Consider the following 21617-nt stretch of genomic DNA (forward strand, 5'->3'; position numbering starts at 1 on the left):
CATCGTTGTCAACGCAGTTACAGACTCCGCCCCATCGACGGGCCTTTCGTGGGTCCGCTTCCCACCTGCAGCAGGAGCCCGCGTGACCGCCAGCCATCCCGCCCCGGCCCATGTCCTGTCCCGCGTCGCGCCCTCGTTCCTGGCCGCCGACGTCGGCGGTACCCATGTGCGCGTGGCAAGGGCACAGGCCAGCGGCGACGAGGCCCATCCGGTGCAGCTGCTGGAATATCGCAAGTACCGCAATGCGGACTATGCCGGCCTGAGTGCGATCCTCACCGACTTCCTCGGTGACAGCGCGCGGCCCAGCCAGTGCGTGGTCGCCACCGCCGGCTTCGCCCGCGAGGACGGCACGGTGATCACCGCCAACCTGCCGTGGCCGCTGTCGGCCCGCCAGGTGGAAGCCGAGGTCGGCCTGCAGCACGTGCACATCGTCAACGACTTCGAAGCGGTGGCCTATGCCGCGGCGCAGGTTGACGCAAGCGGCGTGCTGCACCTGTGCGGCCCCGAGACCGCGCCGCGCGGCCCGACCCTGGTGGTCGGCCCCGGTACCGGCCTGGGCGCCGCGCTGTGGATCCCCACTCCGCACGGCCCGGTGGTCCTGCCCACCGAAGCCGGCCAGCCGACGCTGGCCGCAAGCACCGAACTGGAAATGGCCATCGTCCGCCACATGCAGCGCGACCGCGCGCACGTGTCGATCGAACATGCGCTGTCCGGTCCCGGCCTGATGAACCTGTACCACGCCATCTGCGCCCTGCAGGGGCAGACCCCGGTGCTGGCCAGCCCGGATGCGGTGACCGCCGCAGCCATGGCCGGTACCGATGCCCTCGCCCGCCAGGCGCTGGATGTGTTCTGCGGCCTGCTCGGCAGCACCATCGGCGACATGGCGCTGTTCTACGGCGCGCAGGGTGGTGTCTACCTGGCCGGCGGCATCCTGCCGCAGATCCGCGAATACCTGCATGCCAGCACCTTCGTCGAACGCTACCTGCAGAAGGGGCCGATGGGCGAAGCGCTGGCACGCATCCCGGTGAAGGTGGTCGAGCACGGGCAGCTGGGCGTCATCGGCGCCGCCAGCTGGTTCCTGCTCCACGCCAACGCCTGAACCGCAGTACGCAGCAAGCAGTACGCAGCACCGCAGTACGCACGACGCACTGGAATCGCACCATCGCGCCCGGCAGCCCCTGCTGGCGCCAGGCATGACCTGCCATTCGTTCGCCGCCGACAACGCACATCAGTGATGAGGAGAGACATCATGAACACCCGCAAGACTCTGCTTTCGGCAGCCATCGTCGGCTGCCTCGCCTTCTCGGCGCACGCCCAGCAGGCCACTCCGCAGGACCTGGACACCGTGCAGGTGGTGGGCATCCGCGCCAGCCTGGAAAAATCGCTCGACACCAAGCGCAACAACGTCGGTGTGTCCGAAGCGATCACCGCCGAGGACATCGGCAAGTTCCCCAGCACCAACGTTGCTGAAGCGCTGTCGCAGATCCCGGGCGTGACCCTGGACCGCCGCTTCGGCCAGGGCGAGCGCGTCAGCATCGACGGCACCGACCCCAGCCTCAACCTGTCCTTCCTGGACAACCACCCGGTGGCGCAGGCCATCTGGCTGTACGGCGAACAGCCCAACCGCGGCTTCGACTACACGCTGCTGGCCCCGCAGATCCTGGGCCGCGCGGAGATCATCAAGTCGTCCGAAGCGCGACTGACCGAAGGCAGCCTCGGCGGCACCGTGCTGATGCACACCCGCCAGCCGCTGGACCTGAAGCAGAACGAAGTGGCCGCCTCGGTGGGCTACAGCTACAGCCAGCAGGCCAGCGAAGGCAAGCCGAACGCGGCCGTGCTGTACAGCTGGAAGAACAACGACGAGACCTTCGGCGTGGCCGTCTCGGCCCAGCACTACGAAGAAGCCGTCGACCGCCAGGGCAAGGAAGTGTTCGGCTACACCAAGGCCAGCACCTTCCCCAATGCCACCGGCGTGGCTGCCGACGTGGACGTGCCGAACTCGTTCAACGCGGCCTGGTTCCAGCAGGAACGCAAGCGCGACAGCGCCGTGGTCAACCTGCAGTTCAAGCCGACCGATGAGCTCGAGTTCAACCTGAGCGGCATGTACATCAAGGAAAAGTTCGACAACTACAACCAGTCGCTCTATTCCTTCCTGACCTGGAACCCGGGCACCGTCAACGCCGTCAACCAGCTCGGCGACGTGCGCAACGGCGTGGCCACCAGCGGCCACTCCAATGCCAGCGCCATCGCCAACAGCGGCACGCTGATCTATGACAACAACGTGCGCCTGTCCGAAGTGGTCACCAAGGGCGTGGACCTGCGCGGCGCCTGGAAGGGCGAAAGCTGGGGCGTGACCGGCCAGGCCGGCCAGAGCAAGTCCGACAACAAGAACCTGGCCCAGTACTTCATCGAGCCGTTCTACAACGGCGGCTACAGCTGGAACATGGACAAGGGCATCACCTTCGATGACCCGGCAGGCGCCCGCGACCCGGCCAACTGGGGTTCGGCCGGCGGCTGGTTCGGCAACAACGGCGTGTTCTCCACCGAGAGCAAGGACACCTACGCCCAGCTCGACTTCAACGTCCAGTTCGACAGCATCTTCAACCAGCTGCAGTTCGGCGTGCGCCACGGCAAGCACGATGAAGCCTTCACCCTCAACGTGTACGGCGGCGTCACCCCGGGCACCCTGGCCGACGTCGGCACCATCGGCCTGACCGACATCCAGGGCTTCACCAACGACCAGGGCCGCCACGTGCAGGCCGGCCGCAACAACGTGCTGAACTGGGTGCGCAACAGCCCGATCGACTACAGCAACCCCGATCCGGCCAGCTACCTCAACAACAGCTGGGCGCTGACCCAGACCAACAACGCGGCCTACGCGCAGTTGAACTTCTCCAACGGCCCGCTGCGCGGCAACCTGGGTGTGCGCTACGTCGATTCCAAGACCGAAGGCAGCGGCTTCGTCTACGGCGGCACGCCGACCCTGACCGACCTGGACAGCAAGTGGCAGACCCGCACCAAGAAGGAAGACTTCGTGCTGCCGTCGTTGAACGTCGCATGGGACACCGACAACGACTGGGTGTTCCGCTTTGCTGCGGCCAAGGTGATCGCCTGGGCGCCGTACAACCAGATGGTCAACAACACCTTCCTCAACGACACCACCCTGACCGGTTCGGGCGGCAACGCCGATCTGTCGCCGTATGAGTCGTGGAACTTCAACGCCTCGGCCGAGTACTACTACGCGCCGCAGGCCGTGGTGGCCTGGTCGGTGTTCTACAAGAAGATCGACAACTACATCGATACCTCGGCCACCATCGAGCGCCAGTACAACTCGATCCGCGATACCTCGCCGGCCACCTGGGCGAACCTCGTCGGTACCAACGGCTGCACCGCCGACGGCTACTGCGATTACAGCATCCAGCGCCCGCGCAACGCCGGCAGCGGCCACGTCAAGGGCTTCAACATCAGCTTCCAGCAGCCCTTCGGCGAAAGCGGCTTCGGCCTGACCGCCAACTACACCTACGCCAACGGTGAGAACAACACCGGCGATCCGCTGCCGTACCAGTCGCGCAATGCCATCGCCTTCAGCCCGTACTACGAGAAGGGCCCGATCAATGCGCGCCTGACCTACAACTGGCGTGACAGCTACCTGGCCGGCGGCTACGTGGCCGGTGCCGCCCCGTCCAGCGTGGACGACTACGCGGAACTGGGTGCCAGCTTCGGCTACACCTTCAACGACAACTGGTCGTTGACGGTGGACGCGCAGAACCTGCTGGACGAGACCTACTTCCAGTACCTGGGCGACAAGGAACACCTGGCTGGCAAGTACAAGAGCGGCCGCCGCTACATGGCCACCCTGCACTTCAAGTTCTAAGACTGCACCCAGCTGCACATCGCGACGGGCCCGGATTTCCGGGCCCGTCGTACGATGGGAGACCGGAATCGCCGCCTGCGCGGCGGCCACGCGCGGCACAGCGAGCCGCCCACCACAGGAGTGAGACGATGCGACCCTTCCCCCTTGCCAGCATGCTGCTGGGCCTGGCGATGCTTCCCGCCGCCGCCCGCGCCGCCGATGCCCCGGCACTGGATACCGGCCCCGGCCCGCAGCTGCGCGCCGGCAGCCTGATGCTGATCCCCGCACCGGCCAAGGTGCAGCGCGGCACTGGCGCCGGCATCACCGTGGCCGCAGGCACGACGCTGCGCGCCGACAGCGAAGCCGAGCAGCGCGTGGCCGGCCAGTTCGCCGATCTGCTCGCCCGCAGTGGCGGCCCGCGCCTGGCGCTGGCCACCGGCAAGGCCGCGGCCAAGGCCGGCGGCATCCGCTTCCAGATCATCCCCACCTTCCGCGATACCGGCGAGGGCTACACGCTGGAGAGCACCGCGCAGGGCGTGCTGGTGCAGGCCGGCAACGAGACGGGCCTGTTCTACGGCGCCACCACGCTGGTCCAGCTGGCCACCGGCGGCAGCCAGGGCGCGCTGCCGGCCGTGCAGATCCAGGACGCACCGCGTTTCAGCTGGCGCGGCTTCATGCTCGACTCGGCGCGCCACTTCCAGAGCCTGGACGAGATCAAGCGCGTGCTCGATGCGATGTCCGCGCACAAGCTCAACACCTTCCATTGGCACCTGACCGATGACCAGGGCTGGCGCATGGAGATCAAGCGCTACCCGAAGCTGACCGAGGTCGGCAGCTGCCGCCTGCCGGCCGGCGATGGCGGCATCGATCCGGTGACGAAGCAGGAATACCCGTACTGCGGTTTCTACACGCAGGACCAGATCCGCGAAGTGATCGCCTATGCAGCCAAGCTGCACATCCAGGTGATCCCGGAAATCGACGTGCCCGGCCACGCCACGGCCGCGATCGCCGCCTACCCGGAACTGGGCTCGATCAGCACGCCGCTGAAGCCGATCAGCGAATGGGGCGTGTTCCCCAACCTGTTCAACGTCGAGGACGGCACGGTCACCTTCCTGGAGAACGTGCTGGAGGAAGTGATCCAGCTGTTCCCGGCGAAGTACGTGCACGTGGGGGGCGACGAAGCGGTCAAGGACCAGTGGATCGCCTCGAAGCAGGTGCAGAAGCGCATGCGCGAGCTGGGCATCAAGGATGAGATGGCCATGCAGAGCCACATCATCAAGCGCCTGGAAACCTTCCTGGAAGAGCACGACCGCCGCCTGATCGGCTGGGACGAGATCCTCGAAGGCGGCCTGCCGCCGCAGGCCACGGTGATGTCGTGGCGCGGCACCGAAGGCGGCCTGGCCGCGGCCAGCAGTGGCCATGACGTGGTGATGTCGCCGGTCAGCCACCTGTACCTGGACTACCTGCAGACCGGCTCGCCGAACGAGCCGCCGGGCCGCCCGGCCCAGGTCAACCTGGCCAAGCTGTACAACTTCGAGCCGGTGCCGGCCGAGCTGGCCGCCGACAAGCGCGGGCACATCCTCGGCCTGCAGGCGAACATGTTCACCGAGCACACCCGCACCTACGCACGCCTGCAGCACAACCTGTTCCCGCGCCTGGCGGCGGTGGCCGAGACTGGCTGGAGCGCGCCGGAACATCGCGACTTCCGCGATTTCCTCGCCCGCCTGCCGGCCCAGCTGCAGCGCTACCGCGCCTGGGGCCTTGCCTATGCGCAGACCCCGTTCGAAGTGGGCGTGGGCCATACCGACGACCGCGCCGCCAACACGGTGACGGTGTCGCTGGCCAATCCGCTGGGCTATGAAGTGCGCTACAGCACCGATGGCACGCCGGTGACCACCAGCTCGCCGCTGTACCAGCAGCCGCTGACCCAGCCGCTGCCGGCCACCGTGCAGGCCGCTGCGTTCTTCCAGGGCCAGCCGCTGGCGGCCGCACCGACCGTGGCGTCCTACACCGCACAGTCGCTGCTCAGCCGCCACAGCGAGGAACTGCGCAGCTGCGTGGGCGAGAAGGGCCTGGTGCTGCGCCTGGAAGATGACGGCCCGCGCGAAGGTGCGCGCACGGTGTTCACCGTGGACATCTTCCAGCCGTGCTGGCGCTGGCCGGCCGCGCAGCTCGATGGCATCGGCAGCGTGCAGGTTCGTGCCGGGCGCATTCCGTACTACTTCCAGCTGGCCCACGACGAGCCGGCGCGCAAGTTCGAGAAGGCCAAGGGCCGCAACGGCGAAATGCTGATCCGTCGTGGCGACTGCACCGGCAAGGTCGTGGCCCAGGTGCCGCTGCCGGCCAGCACCGATGCCGATGGCTTCGTCACCCTGCGCGCGGCGCTGCCGAAGGGCGTGTCGGGCACGGACGATCTGTGCATCAACTTCACCGGCGATACGCGCCCGGCGATGTGGGTGCTGGATGAGGTGACGCTGCAGAAGTGATGCGGGGCATGGCCCGGGGTCGGATCCCTTTCCGCAGGAAAGGGCTCTGACCCCGAGCGCGGTTAACTCAACCGCGCCAGCGCAGCAGGATGTCGCGCAGCGGGGTCAAGGCGGTCGCCAGGCCCGACAGCACGCCGACCGTATTGGCCAGCGCATCCATCGGATCGGCACTGCGGTTGCTGGTCAGCGCGCCCTGCGCGAACTCGATGCCCACGCCCATCAGCACCAGGCCCACGCCCGCCCACAGGAGCGGGCTGCCGCGGCGGAACAGCTGCACCGCGCTGCCGGACAGGATGAAATAGGCCAGGAAGTGCTCGACCTTGTCGCCGTTCTCCGGCAGGTCGATCGGCGGCGGCGGAATCAGGCAGACCACGATCACCACCAGTACCGCCAGCAGCCACAGCGCAGTCCACAGCCGCGGCCGACGCAGCGGCTTGATCACCGGCAACGCAGCACTCACAGGCGCCAGCTCAGGTCACCCAGCTCGAAGGCCGGTTCGAAATCCACCTCGCGCTGCAGGCCGATCACCTGGAAGCGTTCACCCATCTCGGTCGGCAGGGTCAGCTTCTTCACCTGGTCGCGCAGCTGGATGCGGCCCACTTCATCGGTACGCTCTTCGGCCAGCACCAGCACCTGGTCCAGGCCGTTGCCGAGCAGGAAGCTGGACTGGCTGCAGTAACCCGCCAGCTCGAAGCCACCGTGCAGGCCGGCCTCGGCCATGGCGGTGAAATCCACCGACGCGGTGATGTCCTGCAGGCCCGGCCAGCGGTACACCTCGTTGTGCACGTGGTGGCGGTAGAACGCGCGCACGGTGCCGTCGTCGCGGTCGTGCTGGTAGAACTCGCCACGGTTGTAGCCGTAATCGACGAACAGCATCGCGCCACGCTGCAGGCCACCGGCCACCGCCTGCAGCCAGTACGGCAGCTGCGGCAGCACTTCAGAGCGGTAGCCATCGGCGAAGGGTTTTTTCAGGTAGCGCTCGAGGTGGCGCACCGCGCCGTTGAGCAGCACGTCGGCCGGCTGCGCGCCGCGCATGAAGTTGCCCTCGCCATCCAGCTCGACCGTTTCCTCGTAGACCTCGCCGTCCTTGATCAGGAAGCGCGGGGTCGGCAGCGCGTCAATCACCTCGTTGGCGAATACCACGCCGTCCCAGTCGTCATCGAACGGGCGGTCGACCCATTCCACGCGGCTGGCCAGCTCGGCCGGCAGGTTCTGCTGCAGGCGCTGCTGCTGGCGCTGGCGCAGGTCCGCGCTGGGCTCGAGGATGGCGTAGCGCGCCGGCAGCGCCTCCAGTTCGGCCAGACGCAGCAGCACGGCCTCGGCAAAGGCGCCGGTGCCGCCGCCCAGCTCCAGCATGCGTGCGTGCGCGTCCAGCTGGGCGAACACCGGGGCCAGCGCGTTGGCCACGCTGCCGGCGAACAGGCTGCCGAGCTCGGGCGCGGTGGTGAAATCGCCGCTGCCGCCGAACTTGCTGGCGCCGGCGCTGTAATAGCCCCAGCCGGGAGCGTACAGGCACAGCTCCATGAAGCGCGAGAACGGGATCGCCCCGCCCTGCGCAAGGATTTCGGCACGCAGGGCGGCCGCCAGCTGGTCGCTGTGGGCCAGGGCGTCGGCTTCAGGCAGGGGGAAGGTGGGCTGCATGGTGTCTTCGAATGCGGTGACAATGGTGCACAGGATAGCCGAGCCTTGGAGGACCCTCATGAGCGACACCGCCCCCGTGGCCCTGATCACCGGCAGCGCGCGCCGGATCGGTGCGGCCATCGCCCGCCAGTTCCACGCCTGTGGCTGGTCGGTGGTGCTGCACGCCCATACATCCAGCGCCGAGCTGCAGCAGGCCGCGTTCGACCTGGAGAACGTCCGCCCGGGCAGCGTGCTGGCCCTGCAGGCCGACCTGCGCGACGCCGATGCTCTGCCCGACCTGGTCGAACAGGCCGTGGCCCACTTCGGCCGCCTGGACGCGCTGGTCAACAACGCCTCCAACTTCTTCCCCACCCCGTTCGGCCAGGTCACCGCCGCGGCCATGGACGAGCTGTATGCGGTCAACGCCCGCGCGCCGCTGCTGCTGTCACAGGCGGCCGCACCCTACCTGCGCCGCCAGCAGGGCTGCATCGTCAACCTGACCGACCTGCACGGCACCGACCCGATGCGCGACCACGTCGCCTACACCATGGCCAAGGCCGCGCTGGAAATGGCCACCCGTTCGCTGGCACTGGAACTGGCGCCGAAGGTGCGGGTGAATGCCGTGGCGCCGGGCGCGATCCTGTGGCCGGAACAGGGCAAGGATGATTTCGCCCGCGACGCGCTGCTGGCGCGCACGCCGCTGGCCCGCATCGGCACCGTCGAGGAGATCGCCGAAGCGGTGTACTGGCTGGTGGCCGAGGCCAGCTTCGTCACCGGCCACACCCTGCGCGTGGATGGTGGGCGTACGGTCAGTTGACGCCGGGCGCGACGTACGACGGGGTCAGATCCCTTTTCCCTGCGGGAAAAGGGATCTGACCCCAACGCACCCCCGATCATTCCAGGTCCACGACCTCGAACGCTTCGCCATGCTGCTTGTGCGCACGCCACAGCGTGGCCAGATCCTGGCCACTTACCGGATCGATGAAGTCCGGGGCGATGTCCGCCAGCGGCTTCAGCACGAAGGCATGCTTCAGCTCCGGGCGTGGGATGCGCAGGTGGCCGGGCCCTTCCACCACCAGGTCGCCGTAGAACACCACGTCGATGTCCAGCGTACGGTCGGAAAAGCGCGGCCCGCTGCGGTCGCGGCCATGCGCGTCTTCCAGCGCATGCAGCCAGTCGTCCAGTTCCTGCAGCGGCAGATCGGTCTCGATCGCCACACCGTTGTTGAGGAAGGCCGGGCCATCGAAGCCGACCGCGGCCGTGCGGTAGGCCGGTGATACCCGCAGCGCGCCGAAACGCTCGCGCAGGGCCGTCACCGCGGCGTGGAGGTAGCGGCGCGGCTGGACGTTGCTGCCCAGGCTCAGGAGCACGGTGGTCATGCGGTTCCGGTGACGGCGTTCAGGGGGTGGGGTGGGCATGCCATCGTCACGGCGGCCTGCCTACAATCCGGGACGCACATGATAGGACACCCACATGACCTATTGCGTTGGAATCGAGGTGGACGAAGGCCTGGTCTTCGCCGCCGACACCCGGACCAATGCCGCGCTGGACGATGTCCGCGTGCACCGCAAGCTGCACGTGTTCGAGTATCCCGGGGAGGCGACCTTCGTCCTGATGGCCGCCGGCAACCTGGCCACCACCCAGCTGCTGGTCTCGCGCCTGCAGCGTGATGCCGCCGAAGCGCGCACGCCCAACCTGCGGCAGATGACCCACCTGTTCGAGGCCGCCGCCTACGTGGGCGCGCTGCTGGTGGACAGCCAGGTGAAGTGCCAGCACACCGAACACGGCCACGACGGCGTCAACACGCAGGCCACGCTGATCTTCGGCGGGCAGATCGCCGGCGAGCAGCCGGGCCTGTACATGGTCTACCCGCTGGGGAATGCCATTGCCGCCTCACCGGAGACGCCGTACCTGCAGATCGGTGAATCGAAGTACGGCAAGCCGATCCTCGACCGCATCCTCGGCCCGGCCACGCGGCTGGAAGACGCCGCGCGCACGGCGCTGCTGTCGCTGGACTCGACCATCCGTTCCAACCTGTCGGTGGGCCTGCCGATCGACATGGTGATGCTGCGCAAGGGCGAACTGCAGGTGGGCCAGCAGCTGCGCTTCACCGCCGATTCGCCGCTGTATGCCGACATCCACAACAACTGGTCACGGCGGCTGGAGCAGGCAGTGGCAAGCCTGCCGCGGTTCCCGTGGGAAGCGCCCGGCGTCGACCAATAACCCACGCCGGGCATGGCCCGGCGCTACCGGATTACGGTGACGGTAGCGCCGGGCCATGCCCGGCGACGCGGTGTCAACTCAGTGCTTCGGCCACCGCGCGGAACACCTGCTGCATCTGCAGCGGCTTGCGCAGCACATGCACGTCGATGCCCGCCGGGAAGGCGCTGGTGTCCAGCTCCACCGCGGCCTCTTCCAGTACCAGCGCCGGGCCGGCGTAGCCCAGCGTGGCCATCTCGCCCAGCAGCTGGCTGGCCGGCAGCAGCCGCGAGCCGGCATCGGCAATGACCAGCGCCGGCATGGCTTCCTGCTGCATCCAGCGGAGCGCGGCCGGGCCGTCGGAAGCCAGCTGCAGCTGGTAGCCCTGGCTCGACAGCGCATTGCCCAGCAGCGACAGGCGCGTGGCTTCGCCATCGACCACCAGGATCGACTGGCCACTGCCCAGCGCCACCAGCTGTTCGACCGGCTCACCGCCCTCGGCCAGCTCATGCATCGGCAGCCGCAGTTCGAACCGCGTGCCCTGCCCCAGCTGGCTGCTGACATGGATGCTGCCACCGGCACCTTCGACGATGCGCTTGCAGGAAATCAGGCCCAGCCCGGTGCCGTCGGCCTTGGTGGTGAAGAACGGATTGAACAGGTGCGACAGCGTGTCGGCATCCATGCCGATGCCTTCGTCGTCGACCACGATGCGCAGCCAGTCCACGCCCTCGCGTTCGCCGGCATGTTCGGCGGTCAGGCTCAGGCGCCCGCCCTGCGGCATCGCCTGGATCGCGTTGAGCGCCAGGTTCAGCAGCACCTGCTGCAGTTCGGTGTAGTTGGCGTCGACCACCAGCCCTTCGTCCTGCACCTCCAGTTCGAGGTTCACCGCCTCGGGCACGTTGCTGCGCAACAGCAGCGCCACGGCCTGGAACAGATCATCGATGAAGATGCGCTCGCTGGGATTGCGCGAGCCACGCACGAAGGACAGCATCGATTCGGCCATCTCGTGGCCCCGGCGGCCGCACTCGGCGATGACATCGGCCAGGTGATGCAGCTGCGGGTCTTCGGTACGCGCCTTCAGCAGGTCCGGCATGATCAGCAGCGGCTGCAGGATGTTGCGCAGGTCGTGGCTGAGGCCGGCGGCAAGCAGCGAGAGGCTCTCCAGCCGCTGCGCGCGCATCAGCTCGGTTTCCACGCGCAGGCGCTCCACCGCGCTGCGCGCATCACGCACCGCGCGCGCCACCGCCGACGGCAGGCGCGCCGGGTGGTGCTTGATGATGTAGTCGTTGGCGCCCTTCTGCAGGGCCTCCACCGCGTTCTCCTCGCCCATCGTGCCGGAGACGAAGATGAAGGGCACATCCGGTGCGGCCTCGCGCACGATGCGCAGCGCTTCGTCACCGGAGAAACCCGGCATGCTCAGGTCCGAGAGCACGATGTCCGGCGCGAAGCTGGCCAGCGCCTGGCGCAGCTCGGGACCGCTCTCCACGCGCTCGAAACGGGCGTCCAGGCCCGCGTCGAGCATCTGTTCGGACATCAGCTCGGCATCTTCCGGTGAATCTTCCACCAGCAGGATGCGCAGCGCCCCGAGGGCCGGACCGGTCAAAGGCATGGCCTTACTCGACGTCCGGTGCCTGGTTGATCAGCGCCCAGAACTTGCCCAGGGTCTGCACCGCGCCGAAGAACTGATCCACGTCCACCGGCTTCACCACGTAGGCGTTCACGCCCATGTCCCAGCTGCGCGCCAGGTCGCTTTCCTCGCGCGAGGACGACAGGATGACCACCGGCAGCCGCTTCAGTTCCTCGTGCTCGCGGATCTGCCGCAGCACTTCCAGGCCATCCATGCGCGGCATCTTGATGTCCAGCAGCAGCACCGCCGGCAGGCCCTCTTCGCGGCCAGCCCAGGCACCACGGCGCAGCAGGTAGTCCATCACTTCCACGCCGTCCTCGACGTGCACGATGGGGTTGGCCAGGCGGGCTTCCTGCAGCGCATCGATGGCCATTTCAGCGTCGGCCGGGCTGTCTTCGGCCAGGAGGATGGTGCGCAGCGTCGTCATGCGGAAGACCCTTGGTTGACTGCATCCAGTGCCGGAGGCAGATAAAAATGGAAGGTGGCGCCGGCGTCGGGCGCGGCTTCGGCCCAGATGCGGCCGCCATGGCGGGTCAGCACGCGGCGGACGCTGGCCAGACCGATGCCGGTGCCGGGGTAGTCACTGGCCTTGTGCAGGCGCTGGAACACGCCGAACAGCTTGCCGGCGTAGGCCATGTCAAAGCCTGCACCGTTGTCGCTGACCGTGAACTGATGGCCGCCATCGGCCTGCTGCTGGTAGTCCACGCGGATCTGCGCCGGTTCACGGTTGCCCGAGTACTTCACCGCGTTGCCAAGCAGGTTCAGCCACACCTGGCGCATCATGTTCTCGTCGGCCACCACGATCGGCAGCGGCGCGATGTTCCACTCCACGTGGTGGGCCACACCGCTGCTTTCGGCATCGGTCTTCAGGTTGGCATCGAGCATCGCCCGCGTGTCGGCCACCAGCGTCTGCATGTCCACCGCCTGCTGGCGCATCGCCGCGCGGCCCAGCCGCGAATAGACCAGCAGGTCGTCGATCAGCGCCGCCATGCGCCGCGCCGAACCGGAGATCACATCCAGGTAGTGATGGCTCTTCTCGTCGGCGCCCTCGCCCAGGTGCCGCGACAGCTTGTCGGAGAAACCGGCGACGTGGCGCAGCGGCGCGCGCAGGTCGTGCGATACCGAATAGCTGAAGGCCTCCAGCTCGCGGTTGACCTCCGAGACCTGGGCCACCTTGCCTTCCAGCTGGCGGTTCAGTTCTTCCACGCGCCACTGCACGGCGCGCTGCACGGTCACGTCGCTCACCGTCATCAACACCACCTCATCATCGGTGTCGGGCAGCGGCATGCGCCGCGCGTTGATGAGCATGTAGCGCACCGTGCCGTCGGTGCGCTGTTCGTGTTCGAAGTCCCACAGTTCGCGCCCACGCAGCAGCACGTCGGACAGGCGCTGGCGCACCACCGGATCCTGCCACGCGCCTTCGCCGACATCGGCCAGCAGCGTGCCGTCGGCACGTTCGTCCTGCAGCCCGTACAGTTCGGCGAACGCCGGGTTGTGCAGCTGCACGCGCAGGTCGCGGTCGAGCAGCACGATGGGCTCGCGCACGGTCTGCAGCACCGAGGCGGCACGCGCGGCCGCGCGCAGCGACTGCCGCTCGGCCTGCAGGCGGCGGCCGATCTGCCGCTGCAGCAGCCACAGCACCAGGCCCAGCAGGCACAGCTGCACCACCAGCGAGCTCCACGACACCAGCTCGGTCTGCCTGCGCTGGCGCGCCGCCTGTTCGGCACGCGCCGCCAGCAGCTTCTGTTCGCTGGCCTGCAGTTCTTCCACCAGGCCACGGATCGGGTAGCGCGTGCTCAGGTCCTGCACCAGCTCGCGCTGGTCGGTGTTGGGTTCCGAGCGCGCCAGCTGGCGGGCCAGCGCCATGCGCCCTTCCAGCATCGACTCGATGCGGCCGATGCGGATCAGCTGGTCGGGGTTGTCGCGGGTCATCCGGGCCAGCTCGGTCAGCCGCCCGGGGATGTCATTGGCCTTGGCCATGCGCTCGCGCAGGCCGGGGGCATCCACGCCCTTGGACAGGGTCAGCGCCGCCGACTCGACGTCGCGCACGTCGGCCTGCAGCTGCTGCAGCGCCACGCCGACCGCCTGCGTGTGGCTGACCCAGGCCATCGCCTGTTCGTTGTCCTGCTGCAGCTGACGCAGGGTCAGCCAGGGGACGATGATGATCGCAGCAGCAGCGAGTGCCAGGGCAGGCAGCCGCCAACGGTCCCAGATGTCATCACTGAACACCAGCGCCATGATCCATCGTCAACGAAGCGATGCCGCCAATATAGCGCAGCCGTTCACTCCGGGAGAATCGGGCAGAGGCAGCACGACAAGGGCGCCCCTCGCGGGACGCCCCTGTCCACTTCAAGCGAGCGCCGGGATCAGCGCTTGGCGGCGGCGTTGACCTTCAGCGCGGCCGAATCGACGCGGGTCACGCCCTTGATGCCCTTGGCGGTGGCGACGGCCTTGTCCTTCTCGGCCTGGGTGGCAACGGTGCCGCTGAGGCTGACCACACCGTTGACCGTTTCCACCTTCACTTCGGTGCCCGGGACATTGCTGCTGGCCAGCAGGTCGGCCTTCACCTTGGTGGTGATCCAGCTGTCGGTCACCGGCTCGTTGGAGTCGTGGCGATCGGCGTGGGTCATCGCAGCATGGTCGGTCTTCGGCGGGTCCTTGGCCATGACGGCCGAAGAAGACAGGGCCAGGCCCAGGGTGAGGGACGAAGCAATCAGGGTACGGGTCAGGTTGCTCATCGTGCGGTGCTCCTTCTGGATGTGCTGCCAGTCTGGACAGGTGCCTGTGTTGCACGCGTCGGGCCGGGGTCACGCTGCCGTGAATCCGCGAAAGGCAACGGTAACCGTTCAGTTTTGCCTCGCCCGTAACCACGTTCTACGCTTTGTCTCCCCCACCCTGCGGAGCCGTCCATGCGCCCCGACCTGCAACTGGCCCTGATCGGCTACGGCCTGGCCGGCCGTGTCTTCCACGCCCCGCTCATCCAGCACACGCCCGGGCTGGCCCTGCACAGCATCGTCAGTTCGCAGCGCGACACGCTGCTGCGCAGCTTCAGCGATGTGCACGTGCGCGCCACCGCGCAGGAGGTGTTTGATGACCCCGCCGTGGACGCGGTGGTGATCGCCACGCCGAACGAGCAGCACGCGCCGCTGGCAATTGCCGCATTGGCCGCCGGCAAGCACGTGCTGGTCGACAAGCCGTTCGCGCTGGACGTGGCCGAAGCGGAAACGGTGCTGGCCGCCGCGCGCGATGCCGGGCGCATCGCCACGGTGTTCCAGAACCGGCGCTTCGATGCAGATTTCCTCACCCTGCAGGCGCTGCTGGCCGAGGGCACGCTGGGCGAGGTGGCCGAATGCCATGCGCATTTCGACCGCTACCGGCCGCAGGTGCGCGATCGCTGGCGCGAACAGGAAGGACCTGGCAGCGGACTGTGGTACGACCTTGGCCCGCACCTGCTGGACCAGATGCTGATGCTGTTCGGATGGCCGCAGGCGATCGACGCCGATCTGGCGGTGCAGCGCGAAGGCGGCAGCGGCGTCGACTATTTCCATGCGGTGCTGCATTACCCACGGCATCGCGCGATCGTGCATGCCGGTTCGCTGGTGGCGGCGCCGACGCCGCATTTCGCGGTGCATGGCCGCGACGGCAGCTGGGTCAAGCACGGCCTGGACGTGCAGGAAGCGCAGCTGCGCCGTGGCGTGGCACCGGGCGCGCCCGGCTGGGGCATCGACCCGCGGCATGGCGAGCTGCTGCGCTGTGATGCGGAGGACAACGTGCAGCGCACGACGGTGGACAACCAGCCGGGCGACTACCGTCGGCTGTATGCGCAGTTCGCGGCGGCGATGCGTGGCGAGGGCGAGCCGACGGTGAGTGCGGAGCAGGCGCTGCAGCTGATGCGGTTGCTGGAGGCGGGGAGGGTGAGTGCGCGCGAGGGACGGCGGGTGGTGTTGGGGTGATTGGCAGGGCTGCGCCCTGCACCTGCCGAAGCAACGTCAACGTCAACGTCAACGTCAAAAGCTGGCTTTCCGTGGGATGGCGGGGTGGGTCCGGTTGAGGGGGACGCCGTGAACCCGTCCATGGGGGCTTGGTCGCGGCATCCATGCCGCTCACACCCCCTCAACCGGACCCACCCCGCCTTCGACAGTTTCCTGCGGCTGTTGGAACCTGCTGCTGTTGGTGGATGCTGATGTTGGGTGCTGTTGGTAGGTGCTGTTGGTGGGTGCTGTTGGTGGGTGCCGACCGTTGGTCGGCACGGGGTCGGATCCCTTCGGCAACGCCGAAGGGCTCTGACCCGGTCGTGCACCGGCTGGATCCACGCCATGCGTGGATGACGTGGAAACGATCGGATCAGGCTTCTGCGGCTTCTGGGGTCAGAGCCCTTTCCTGCGGAAAGGGATCCGACCCCGTTTTGAGGCTTACGACTTCTTGATGGCGTGGCCGCCGAATTCGTTGCGCATCGCCGAGAGCAGGCGGTCGGTGAACGAATTGGATTCGCGCGAGCGTAGGCGTTCCAGCAGCGACAGGGTGATCACCGGTGCGGGCACGTCCAGGGCAATCGCTTCGGCAACAGTCCAGCGGCCTTCGCCGGAATCCTCGACGTACGGGGCGATGCCATCCAGCGACGGATTGCGCTTGAGTGCTTCGGTGCTCAGGTCCAGCAGCCACGAACGCACCACGCTGCCGTGGCGCCAGACTTCGGCCACCTGGGCCAGGTCCAGTTCCATTTCCTGCTTGCGCTCCATCAGCGCGAAGCCTTCGGCATAGGCCTGCATCATTCCGTACTCGATGCCGTTGTGGACCATCTTCGTGAAGTGGCCGGCGCCGGACGGCCCGACACGGCCCCAGCCGCGGTCTTCGGCCGGGGCCAGGGTGCGCAGCAGCGGCGCGACCTGGTCAACCACCGCGGCGTCGCCACCGACCATCAGGCTGTAGCCTTCCTGCAGGCCCCAGACGCCACCGCTGGTGCCGCAGTCGACATAACCCAGGTCGTCCTCGGCCAGCGCCTTGGCGCGGCGGATCGAGTCCTGGTAGTTGGAGTTGCCGCCGTCGATGACGATATCGCCTTCGGCCAGGTGCGGGGTCAGCTGGCCCAGAGTCTGGTCGACGGTCTCGCCGGCCGGCACCATCAACCACACCACGCGCGGCACCGGCAGCGCGGCAACCGCTGCGGCCAGCGAATCGACAACCTCCAGGCCGGCTTCGGCGGCGCGCTGGCGGGCAGCTTCGCCCGGGTCGTAGCCAACCACGCGGTGGCCACCGCGGTGCAGGCGTTGGGCCATGTTGGCGCCCATGCGGCCGAGGCCGATCATTGCAATATCCATTGTTTCACCTTCAGTTGGGGTCTAGGGTCAGGCTGCCTGGCCGGCCGGTCGCCGCGCAGTGGCGCAGCTGCGCCTCGCGCCAACGCCGAAAGAGCGTGGTATGCAGATTGTGCAACGCCAGGTCGATGGAAAACGACGTGCGTGGGTTGCGGTCGAGCAGGCGGATGATGTGGTAACCGATGGGACGTATACCGCGTGGGTGCACATAGATCACGAACTGCTGGTAGAACGGATCGTCCAGCAGCTGGTCCATGCGCGCCAGCGTGGCCTGGAAACGCGGCTGCAGCTGCGCGCGCAGGCCGGGGTCGCGTTCGTACAACAGGCGTTCGAAGTAACGGCGGCCAAGCCGCGGAATGCCCTGCGCCAGCGTCCAGATCTCGGCGTTGCGCTGGTCGTACCAGCCCAACCCGCCGTGCGTGGCCAGCGCCTGCGCCGCGTCTGCACCCACGTCGACGACGATGAAATTCTCGGCCTGGTTGCTCAGGTCGTCCAGCGTGGCGACGTCGCCCACGTGTTCGATGAAACCCGGCACGCCGAGGAAGGCAGTGCGGCCCATCGCCGCGGTGCGCACCGCCTTGCCATCAGCGAAGAACTCACCGGCTTGCGCGCCGAGCAGGATGCTGTCGGTGTCGTGCAGCCCCAGCAAAGTGCCGATCGACAGCTCGGCGGGCGCGAATTCGGCATCGAAGGCGGCATCGCCGTACAGCTCGCGCTGGGTGGCCAGCTGCGCGACCTGGCGGCCCACGCCACATTCGGCACGCACGCTGCCGGTGTAGAACGCGTCAAGCGCGCGGCTGTTGCCGGCCAGCGGCGTGTAGCCACGTCCGAAGCTGCGGGTGTTCTGCCAGCCCTGCGCAGGTGCGCCGCGTGCGCCGAAGCCTATCCAGCCCAGCTGCAGGCCGCTGAAGCGGAATCCGGGGTTGTCCTGCAGCGCCTGCGCCGCGCGTTGCGCCGCTGCGCCCAGCTCGAAGGTGTAGGCGCAGACCGTGGCAGGGTCGTCGAGCAGACGCTGCAACAGGGCCTGCCGCGCGTCGTCGGTCATCGACGCCGGCCAGCGCACCTGCAGGTCGCCGGCCTGCTGCGCGGCCTGCAGCGACGCGCGCGTGCAGACCGGCCCGCCGTGGATGCTCGGCGCCTCGATCGTGGCAGTTTCGAAGCGCCAGCCCAGCCGCTGCAGCAGGCCCTGCGCGCACGCGCCGGTGGCGGCGCTGCCAACGACGGGCCAGCCCAGCAGCAGGGCCAACCCCAGCGCCCTGCCCTTCATCGTCAGCCCTGTTCGGCTGCAGGTTGCGGGACGGGCTCGTCGGGCTTGGGGGTGGCCGGTGCCGCGGGCGCAGGTACAGCTGCTGGGGCCGGCTCCTGCACCGCCGCCGGTTGCGGGGCGGGCGTCGGCGCCGGCGTCGCCGCTGCGGCCGCTGGCAGGTACTGGTGCAGGCGGTCGAAGAAGCGGCGGTAGAAATCGGAATCGGTGATCGTGCTGCTGGCGACCTTCACCAGCGAATCATCGTTGCTGCCGAACGGCAGCGACACCGAGCCCAGCGCACCCACGCCGACGCTGGCCGAGGTAGGACTCTTCTTCAGCGCATAGCGGTCCTGTACGGCGCTGACGAACACCAGCGCCTGCTCGCTGCCGCGGGGTGCGCAGGAAATGCGCAGCACCAGCTGCTCATGGTCGTCCTCGCGCACCTGGAAGTTCTTGTTGCCTTCCACCTGCCCATCGTCGGCACGCGCGATCGCGTAGCCCTGGCTGAGCAGGGTGCGACGCGCCGCTTCACAGGCCTCGGCCGGGCGGCCATCGACGGTGCGCGAGAAGGTGTCGCCCGAGTCGAAGGATTCGCGCAGCAGGCTGTTGTCGGCGGCACGGCCACCGCAACCGGCCAGGACCAGGGTGCTGGCCACGGCCAGCAGGGACAGCGGAATACGGGAGGCCCGCATGGGTACTCCTGCGAGAACGGAAGCCCCAAGGGTAGACCCGGGGCCGTGTGCGCCGGGTCGAAGCCCCCGACCCCGTTGCTCCCGGTTCATCGACGCCCACCGGGCATGGCCCGGCGCTACCGGAAAAACAAACGGGGCCGGCAGTGCCGGCCCCGTGGGGTACTTCACGTCACGTGCGGATCAGTCCGCCCAGCGGCCGGCGCCGGTGGACTGCGGCAGCACCTGGGCCGACAGCGGGCGGTCGGTTTCCAGCAGGTTCACCGCATCCGACAGGATCGAGGCCGATTCACGCAGCAGCGGGTCCGGACGCTTCTCGGCGGCCTTCTCGCGGGCGGCATCCTTGACGATGTCGCGCTCGTTGCCGGTCAGGCCGTCATCGCTGCTGTCATCGGCCAGCGGGTCCAGGGCCAGGCCCAGTTCCTTGCGGATGACCTGGCGGTCCTTGCGCTGCTTGTCCTGGCGCTCACGCTCGGCCAGGCGGGTGGCTTCATTGAGCGAGACATACTTCTTGGCCGCTTCGGTGCGGAACTGCTGCACGTCCTCGTTCCACCACTGGAATTCCTTGTCGGTGGCGATACGGGCTTCGTGGCGCGTTTCCAGCTTCGGCAGCAGCGGCGCGAAGTTGCCGTACTGGGTGTGCGGCACCGCGGCGATGCGGGTCCACGGCAGCGCGTTGTCGTAGGTGCTTTCGCCGAATTCGGTCGCATCGACGCTGGCCGGGAAGGCCAGGTCCGGCACCACGCCCTTGTGCTGGGTGCTGCTGCCGCTGATGCGGAAGAACTGGGCGATGGTCAGCTTCACCTGGCCGAAGCGCTGGGTCTCGCCACTCGGCCAGCGGTCCAGGTCGACGATGTTCTGCACGGTGCCCTTGCCGAAGCTGGTTTCACCGATGACCAGGCCACGGCCGTAATCCTGGATGGCACCGGCGAAGATCTCCGACGCCGAGGCCGAGCCACGGTTGATCAGCACGGCCAGCGGGCCGTCCCACGCAACACCCTGGTTGCGGTCGCTGTTGACGGTGACGCGGCCACCGGATTCGCGCACCTGCACCACCGGGCCCTGTTCGATGAACAGGCCGGTCAGTTCGATGGCTTCATCCAGCGAACCACCGCCGTTGTTGCGCAGGTCCAGCACCACGCCGTCCAGCTTGTCGGTCTTGAAGCCGGCCAGCAGCTTGGCGACGTCGCGGGTGGCCGAGGCGTAATCGGCGGCGTTGCGGCGACGGCCTTCGAAATCCTGGTAGAAGGTCGGCAGCTTGATCACGCCCACCTTGCGCTCAGGCTGGCCATCCTTGCCCGGGATGGTCATGGTCTCGCCCTTGGCGGCCTGTTCGGCCAGGCGCACCTTCTGACGGGTCAGCAGCAGGGTGTGGTGCTTGCCGTCCACACCGTCCTCGGCGGAGATGAACTCCAGGCGGACCTGGGTGTCCTTGGCGCCACGGATCTTGGCCACCACGTCATCGATGCGCCAGCCGATCACATCGTCCACCGGCCCGGACTTGCCCTGGCCGACGCCGACGATGCGGTCGCCCGGCTTCAGGGTGCCGTCCACGGCGGCCGGACCACCGGCGATGATCTCGCGGATCACCACCATGTCGTCCTGGCGCTGCAGCTGCGCGCCGATGCCTTCCAGCGACAGCGACATCGCCTGGTTGAAGTTCTCGGCGGTGCGCGGGGTGAAGTAGTCGGTGTGCGGGTCGACGGCGCTGGTGTAGGCGTTCATGAAGAACTGGAAGACGTCCTCGCCCTTCAGCTCGTTGACGGTCTTTTCCAGCGTGGCGTAACGCTTGTCCAGGGTCTTGCGGATGTCGTCGGACTTCTTGCCGGCCAGCTTCAGGCGCAGCCAGTCGTTCTTCACCGACTTGCGCCACAGCTCATCGAGCTCGGCGTTGCTGGCCGCCCACGGCACGTCCTTGCGGTCGTACTCGAAGCGCTCGTCGGTGGTGAAGTCCGGTTCCTGCTTCAGCAGCTTGCGCGCATAACCGACGCGCTCGCCGACGCGCTGCTTGTAGACGGCGAACACTTCAAAGGCAGGCTCCAGCTCGCCGCCGCGGATGGCGTTGGCGATGCCGGCCTGGAACGGCGCGAAACGGGTCACGTCGGCCTGGGTGAAGTACTGCTTGCCGCCGTCGAGGGTTTCCAGGTAACGCTTGAACACGTCCTTGGAGGTGGCCTCGTCAAGCGCGCGCGGCCGGTAGGCGTAGCGGCTGTCGGACAGCAGGCCGTAGACCAGCTTGGAGGTGGTGACCTGGTCGGCGGTCGCGGCCGCCGGCAGCGCCGGCGAGTCGGCCTTGGCCGCCAGCGCCAACGGCGCGACCAGCGCCAGGGCCATCAGGAATGCGGGGGCTTTGAATTTCATGAACGTGCTCGAAGGCGCCTTGCCAAGGGGGAGACTGCAGGGTGTTCAGACACCACGACAGTGCCGAAAGTTGCCGTGTTTGTCACCCGGCCGCGTTCGGTGGAAATCCAGCCTAGCGGGGCCGGTGTAGCAAATTGTGAATGCAGGGCAAGGCGTGGGGGCCCACCGGGCCCCCCCCCCCCGGGGGGGGGGCGCCCCCCCCGGGGGAGCGGGGGGCGGCG

At 68.1% G+C, this 21617-nt stretch carries 17 protein-coding genes; 6 read left to right on the forward strand and 11 right to left on the reverse strand.

What is annotated here, in order from left to right; genetic code table 11:
* The first annotated feature begins 82 nt into the window (after positions 1-82).
* The 3 genes from IAE56_RS06310 to IAE56_RS06320 all read left to right on the forward strand — a co-directional run bounded on the left by IAE56_RS06310 (position 83) and on the right by IAE56_RS06320 (position 6339).
* Positions 83-1099 (forward strand): glucokinase family protein, encoded by a 1017-nt coding sequence (locus IAE56_RS06310; protein ID WP_108770011.1) that lies wholly within the window; start codon positions 83-85, stop codon positions 1097-1099.
* Between the two features lie 150 nt (positions 1100-1249).
* A complete protein-coding gene (locus IAE56_RS06315) occupies positions 1250-3874 on the forward strand; it encodes a TonB-dependent receptor (RefSeq protein ID WP_200751897.1) in 2625 nt (874 codons plus the stop codon).
* 128 nt (positions 3875-4002) lie between these two features.
* Complete coding sequence (locus IAE56_RS06320; RefSeq protein WP_200751898.1) at positions 4003-6339, forward strand: family 20 glycosylhydrolase; 2337 nt, start codon at positions 4003-4005, stop codon at positions 6337-6339.
* Between the two features lie 67 nt (positions 6340-6406).
* Here IAE56_RS06320 and IAE56_RS06325 read toward each other — a convergent pair whose 3' ends face one another.
* Together IAE56_RS06325 and IAE56_RS06330 are read right to left on the reverse strand one after the other, a co-directional pair.
* Entirely contained in the window at positions 6407-6799 is a 393-nt protein-coding gene (locus IAE56_RS06325) for a VanZ family protein (RefSeq protein WP_200751899.1), read from the reverse strand.
* A complete protein-coding gene (locus IAE56_RS06330; protein WP_200751910.1) occupies positions 6796-7980 on the reverse strand; it encodes an SAM-dependent methyltransferase in 1185 nt (394 codons plus the stop codon). Before IAE56_RS06330 ends, IAE56_RS06325 begins: the two co-directional genes overlap by 4 nt.
* Positions 7981-8038: 58 nt before the next feature.
* Here IAE56_RS06330 and IAE56_RS06335 point away from each other — a divergent pair, with 58 nt between their 5' ends.
* The gene (locus IAE56_RS06335; protein WP_200751900.1) at positions 8039-8776 is read left to right on the forward strand and encodes a pteridine reductase; all 738 of its coding nucleotides are present in this window, start codon (positions 8039-8041) and stop codon (positions 8774-8776) included.
* A 76-nt stretch (positions 8777-8852) separates the two neighbouring features.
* Here the strand turns inward: IAE56_RS06335 and folK are convergent, their stop codons facing one another.
* Positions 8853-9338, reverse strand: a complete 486-nt coding sequence (gene folK / locus IAE56_RS06340; protein WP_108770017.1) for a 2-amino-4-hydroxy-6-hydroxymethyldihydropteridine diphosphokinase — start codon at positions 9336-9338, stop codon at positions 8853-8855.
* A gap of 94 nt (positions 9339-9432) precedes the next feature.
* On the opposite strand from folK, the gene IAE56_RS06345 reads away from it, so the two are divergent.
* Complete coding sequence (locus tag IAE56_RS06345; protein WP_200751901.1) at positions 9433-10182, forward strand: 20S proteasome subunit A/B; 750 nt, start codon at positions 9433-9435, stop codon at positions 10180-10182.
* 73 nt (positions 10183-10255) lie between these two features.
* Here IAE56_RS06345 and IAE56_RS06350 read toward each other — a convergent pair whose 3' ends face one another.
* The 4 genes from IAE56_RS06350 to IAE56_RS06365 form a co-directional block, all read right to left on the reverse strand.
* The gene (locus IAE56_RS06350; protein ID WP_200751902.1) at positions 10256-11767 is read right to left on the reverse strand and encodes an ATP-binding protein; all 1512 of its coding nucleotides are present in this window, start codon (positions 11765-11767) and stop codon (positions 10256-10258) included.
* A gap of 4 nt (positions 11768-11771) precedes the next feature.
* Positions 11772-12212, reverse strand: coding sequence for a response regulator (locus IAE56_RS06355; protein WP_200751903.1), 441 nt, complete (start codon positions 12210-12212; stop codon positions 11772-11774).
* Positions 12209-14023: an ATP-binding protein gene (locus IAE56_RS06360; RefSeq protein ID WP_200751904.1), complete on the reverse strand. Its 1815-nt coding sequence runs from the start codon at positions 14021-14023 to the stop codon at positions 12209-12211. The genes IAE56_RS06355 and IAE56_RS06360 overlap by 4 nt, the downstream gene beginning before the upstream one ends.
* Positions 14024-14151: 128 nt before the next feature.
* Complete coding sequence (locus IAE56_RS06365; protein ID WP_200751905.1) at positions 14152-14523, reverse strand: BON domain-containing protein; 372 nt, start codon at positions 14521-14523, stop codon at positions 14152-14154.
* Between the two features lie 171 nt (positions 14524-14694).
* Between IAE56_RS06365 and IAE56_RS06370 the strand changes: the two genes are divergently transcribed.
* Positions 14695-15738 carry an oxidoreductase gene (locus IAE56_RS06370; RefSeq protein WP_200751906.1) on the forward strand — a complete coding sequence of 348 codons (1044 nt, stop codon included), beginning with the start codon at positions 14695-14697 and terminating at the stop codon, positions 15736-15738.
* A 459-nt stretch (positions 15739-16197) separates the two neighbouring features.
* Here the strand turns inward: IAE56_RS06370 and gnd are convergent, their stop codons facing one another.
* From gnd to IAE56_RS06390, 4 genes are all read right to left on the reverse strand, one after another.
* Positions 16198-17103, reverse strand: a complete 906-nt coding sequence (gene gnd / locus IAE56_RS06375) for a phosphogluconate dehydrogenase (NAD(+)-dependent, decarboxylating) (RefSeq protein ID WP_200751907.1) — start codon at positions 17101-17103, stop codon at positions 16198-16200.
* 10 nt (positions 17104-17113) lie between these two features.
* Positions 17114-18367 carry a hypothetical protein gene (locus tag IAE56_RS06380; RefSeq protein ID WP_200751908.1) on the reverse strand — a complete coding sequence of 418 codons (1254 nt, stop codon included), beginning with the start codon at positions 18365-18367 and terminating at the stop codon, positions 17114-17116.
* Positions 18368-18369: 2 nt separating this feature from the next.
* A complete protein-coding gene (locus IAE56_RS06385; protein WP_200751909.1) occupies positions 18370-19038 on the reverse strand; it encodes a DUF2242 domain-containing protein in 669 nt (222 codons plus the stop codon).
* Between the two features lie 180 nt (positions 19039-19218).
* A complete protein-coding gene (locus tag IAE56_RS06390; protein WP_108770028.1) occupies positions 19219-21396 on the reverse strand; it encodes a carboxy terminal-processing peptidase in 2178 nt (725 codons plus the stop codon).
* Positions 21397-21617 lie beyond the last annotated feature (221 nt).

The organism is Stenotrophomonas sp. S41 (assembly GCF_016624625.1).
Classification (GTDB): domain Bacteria; phylum Pseudomonadota; class Gammaproteobacteria; order Xanthomonadales; family Xanthomonadaceae; genus Stenotrophomonas.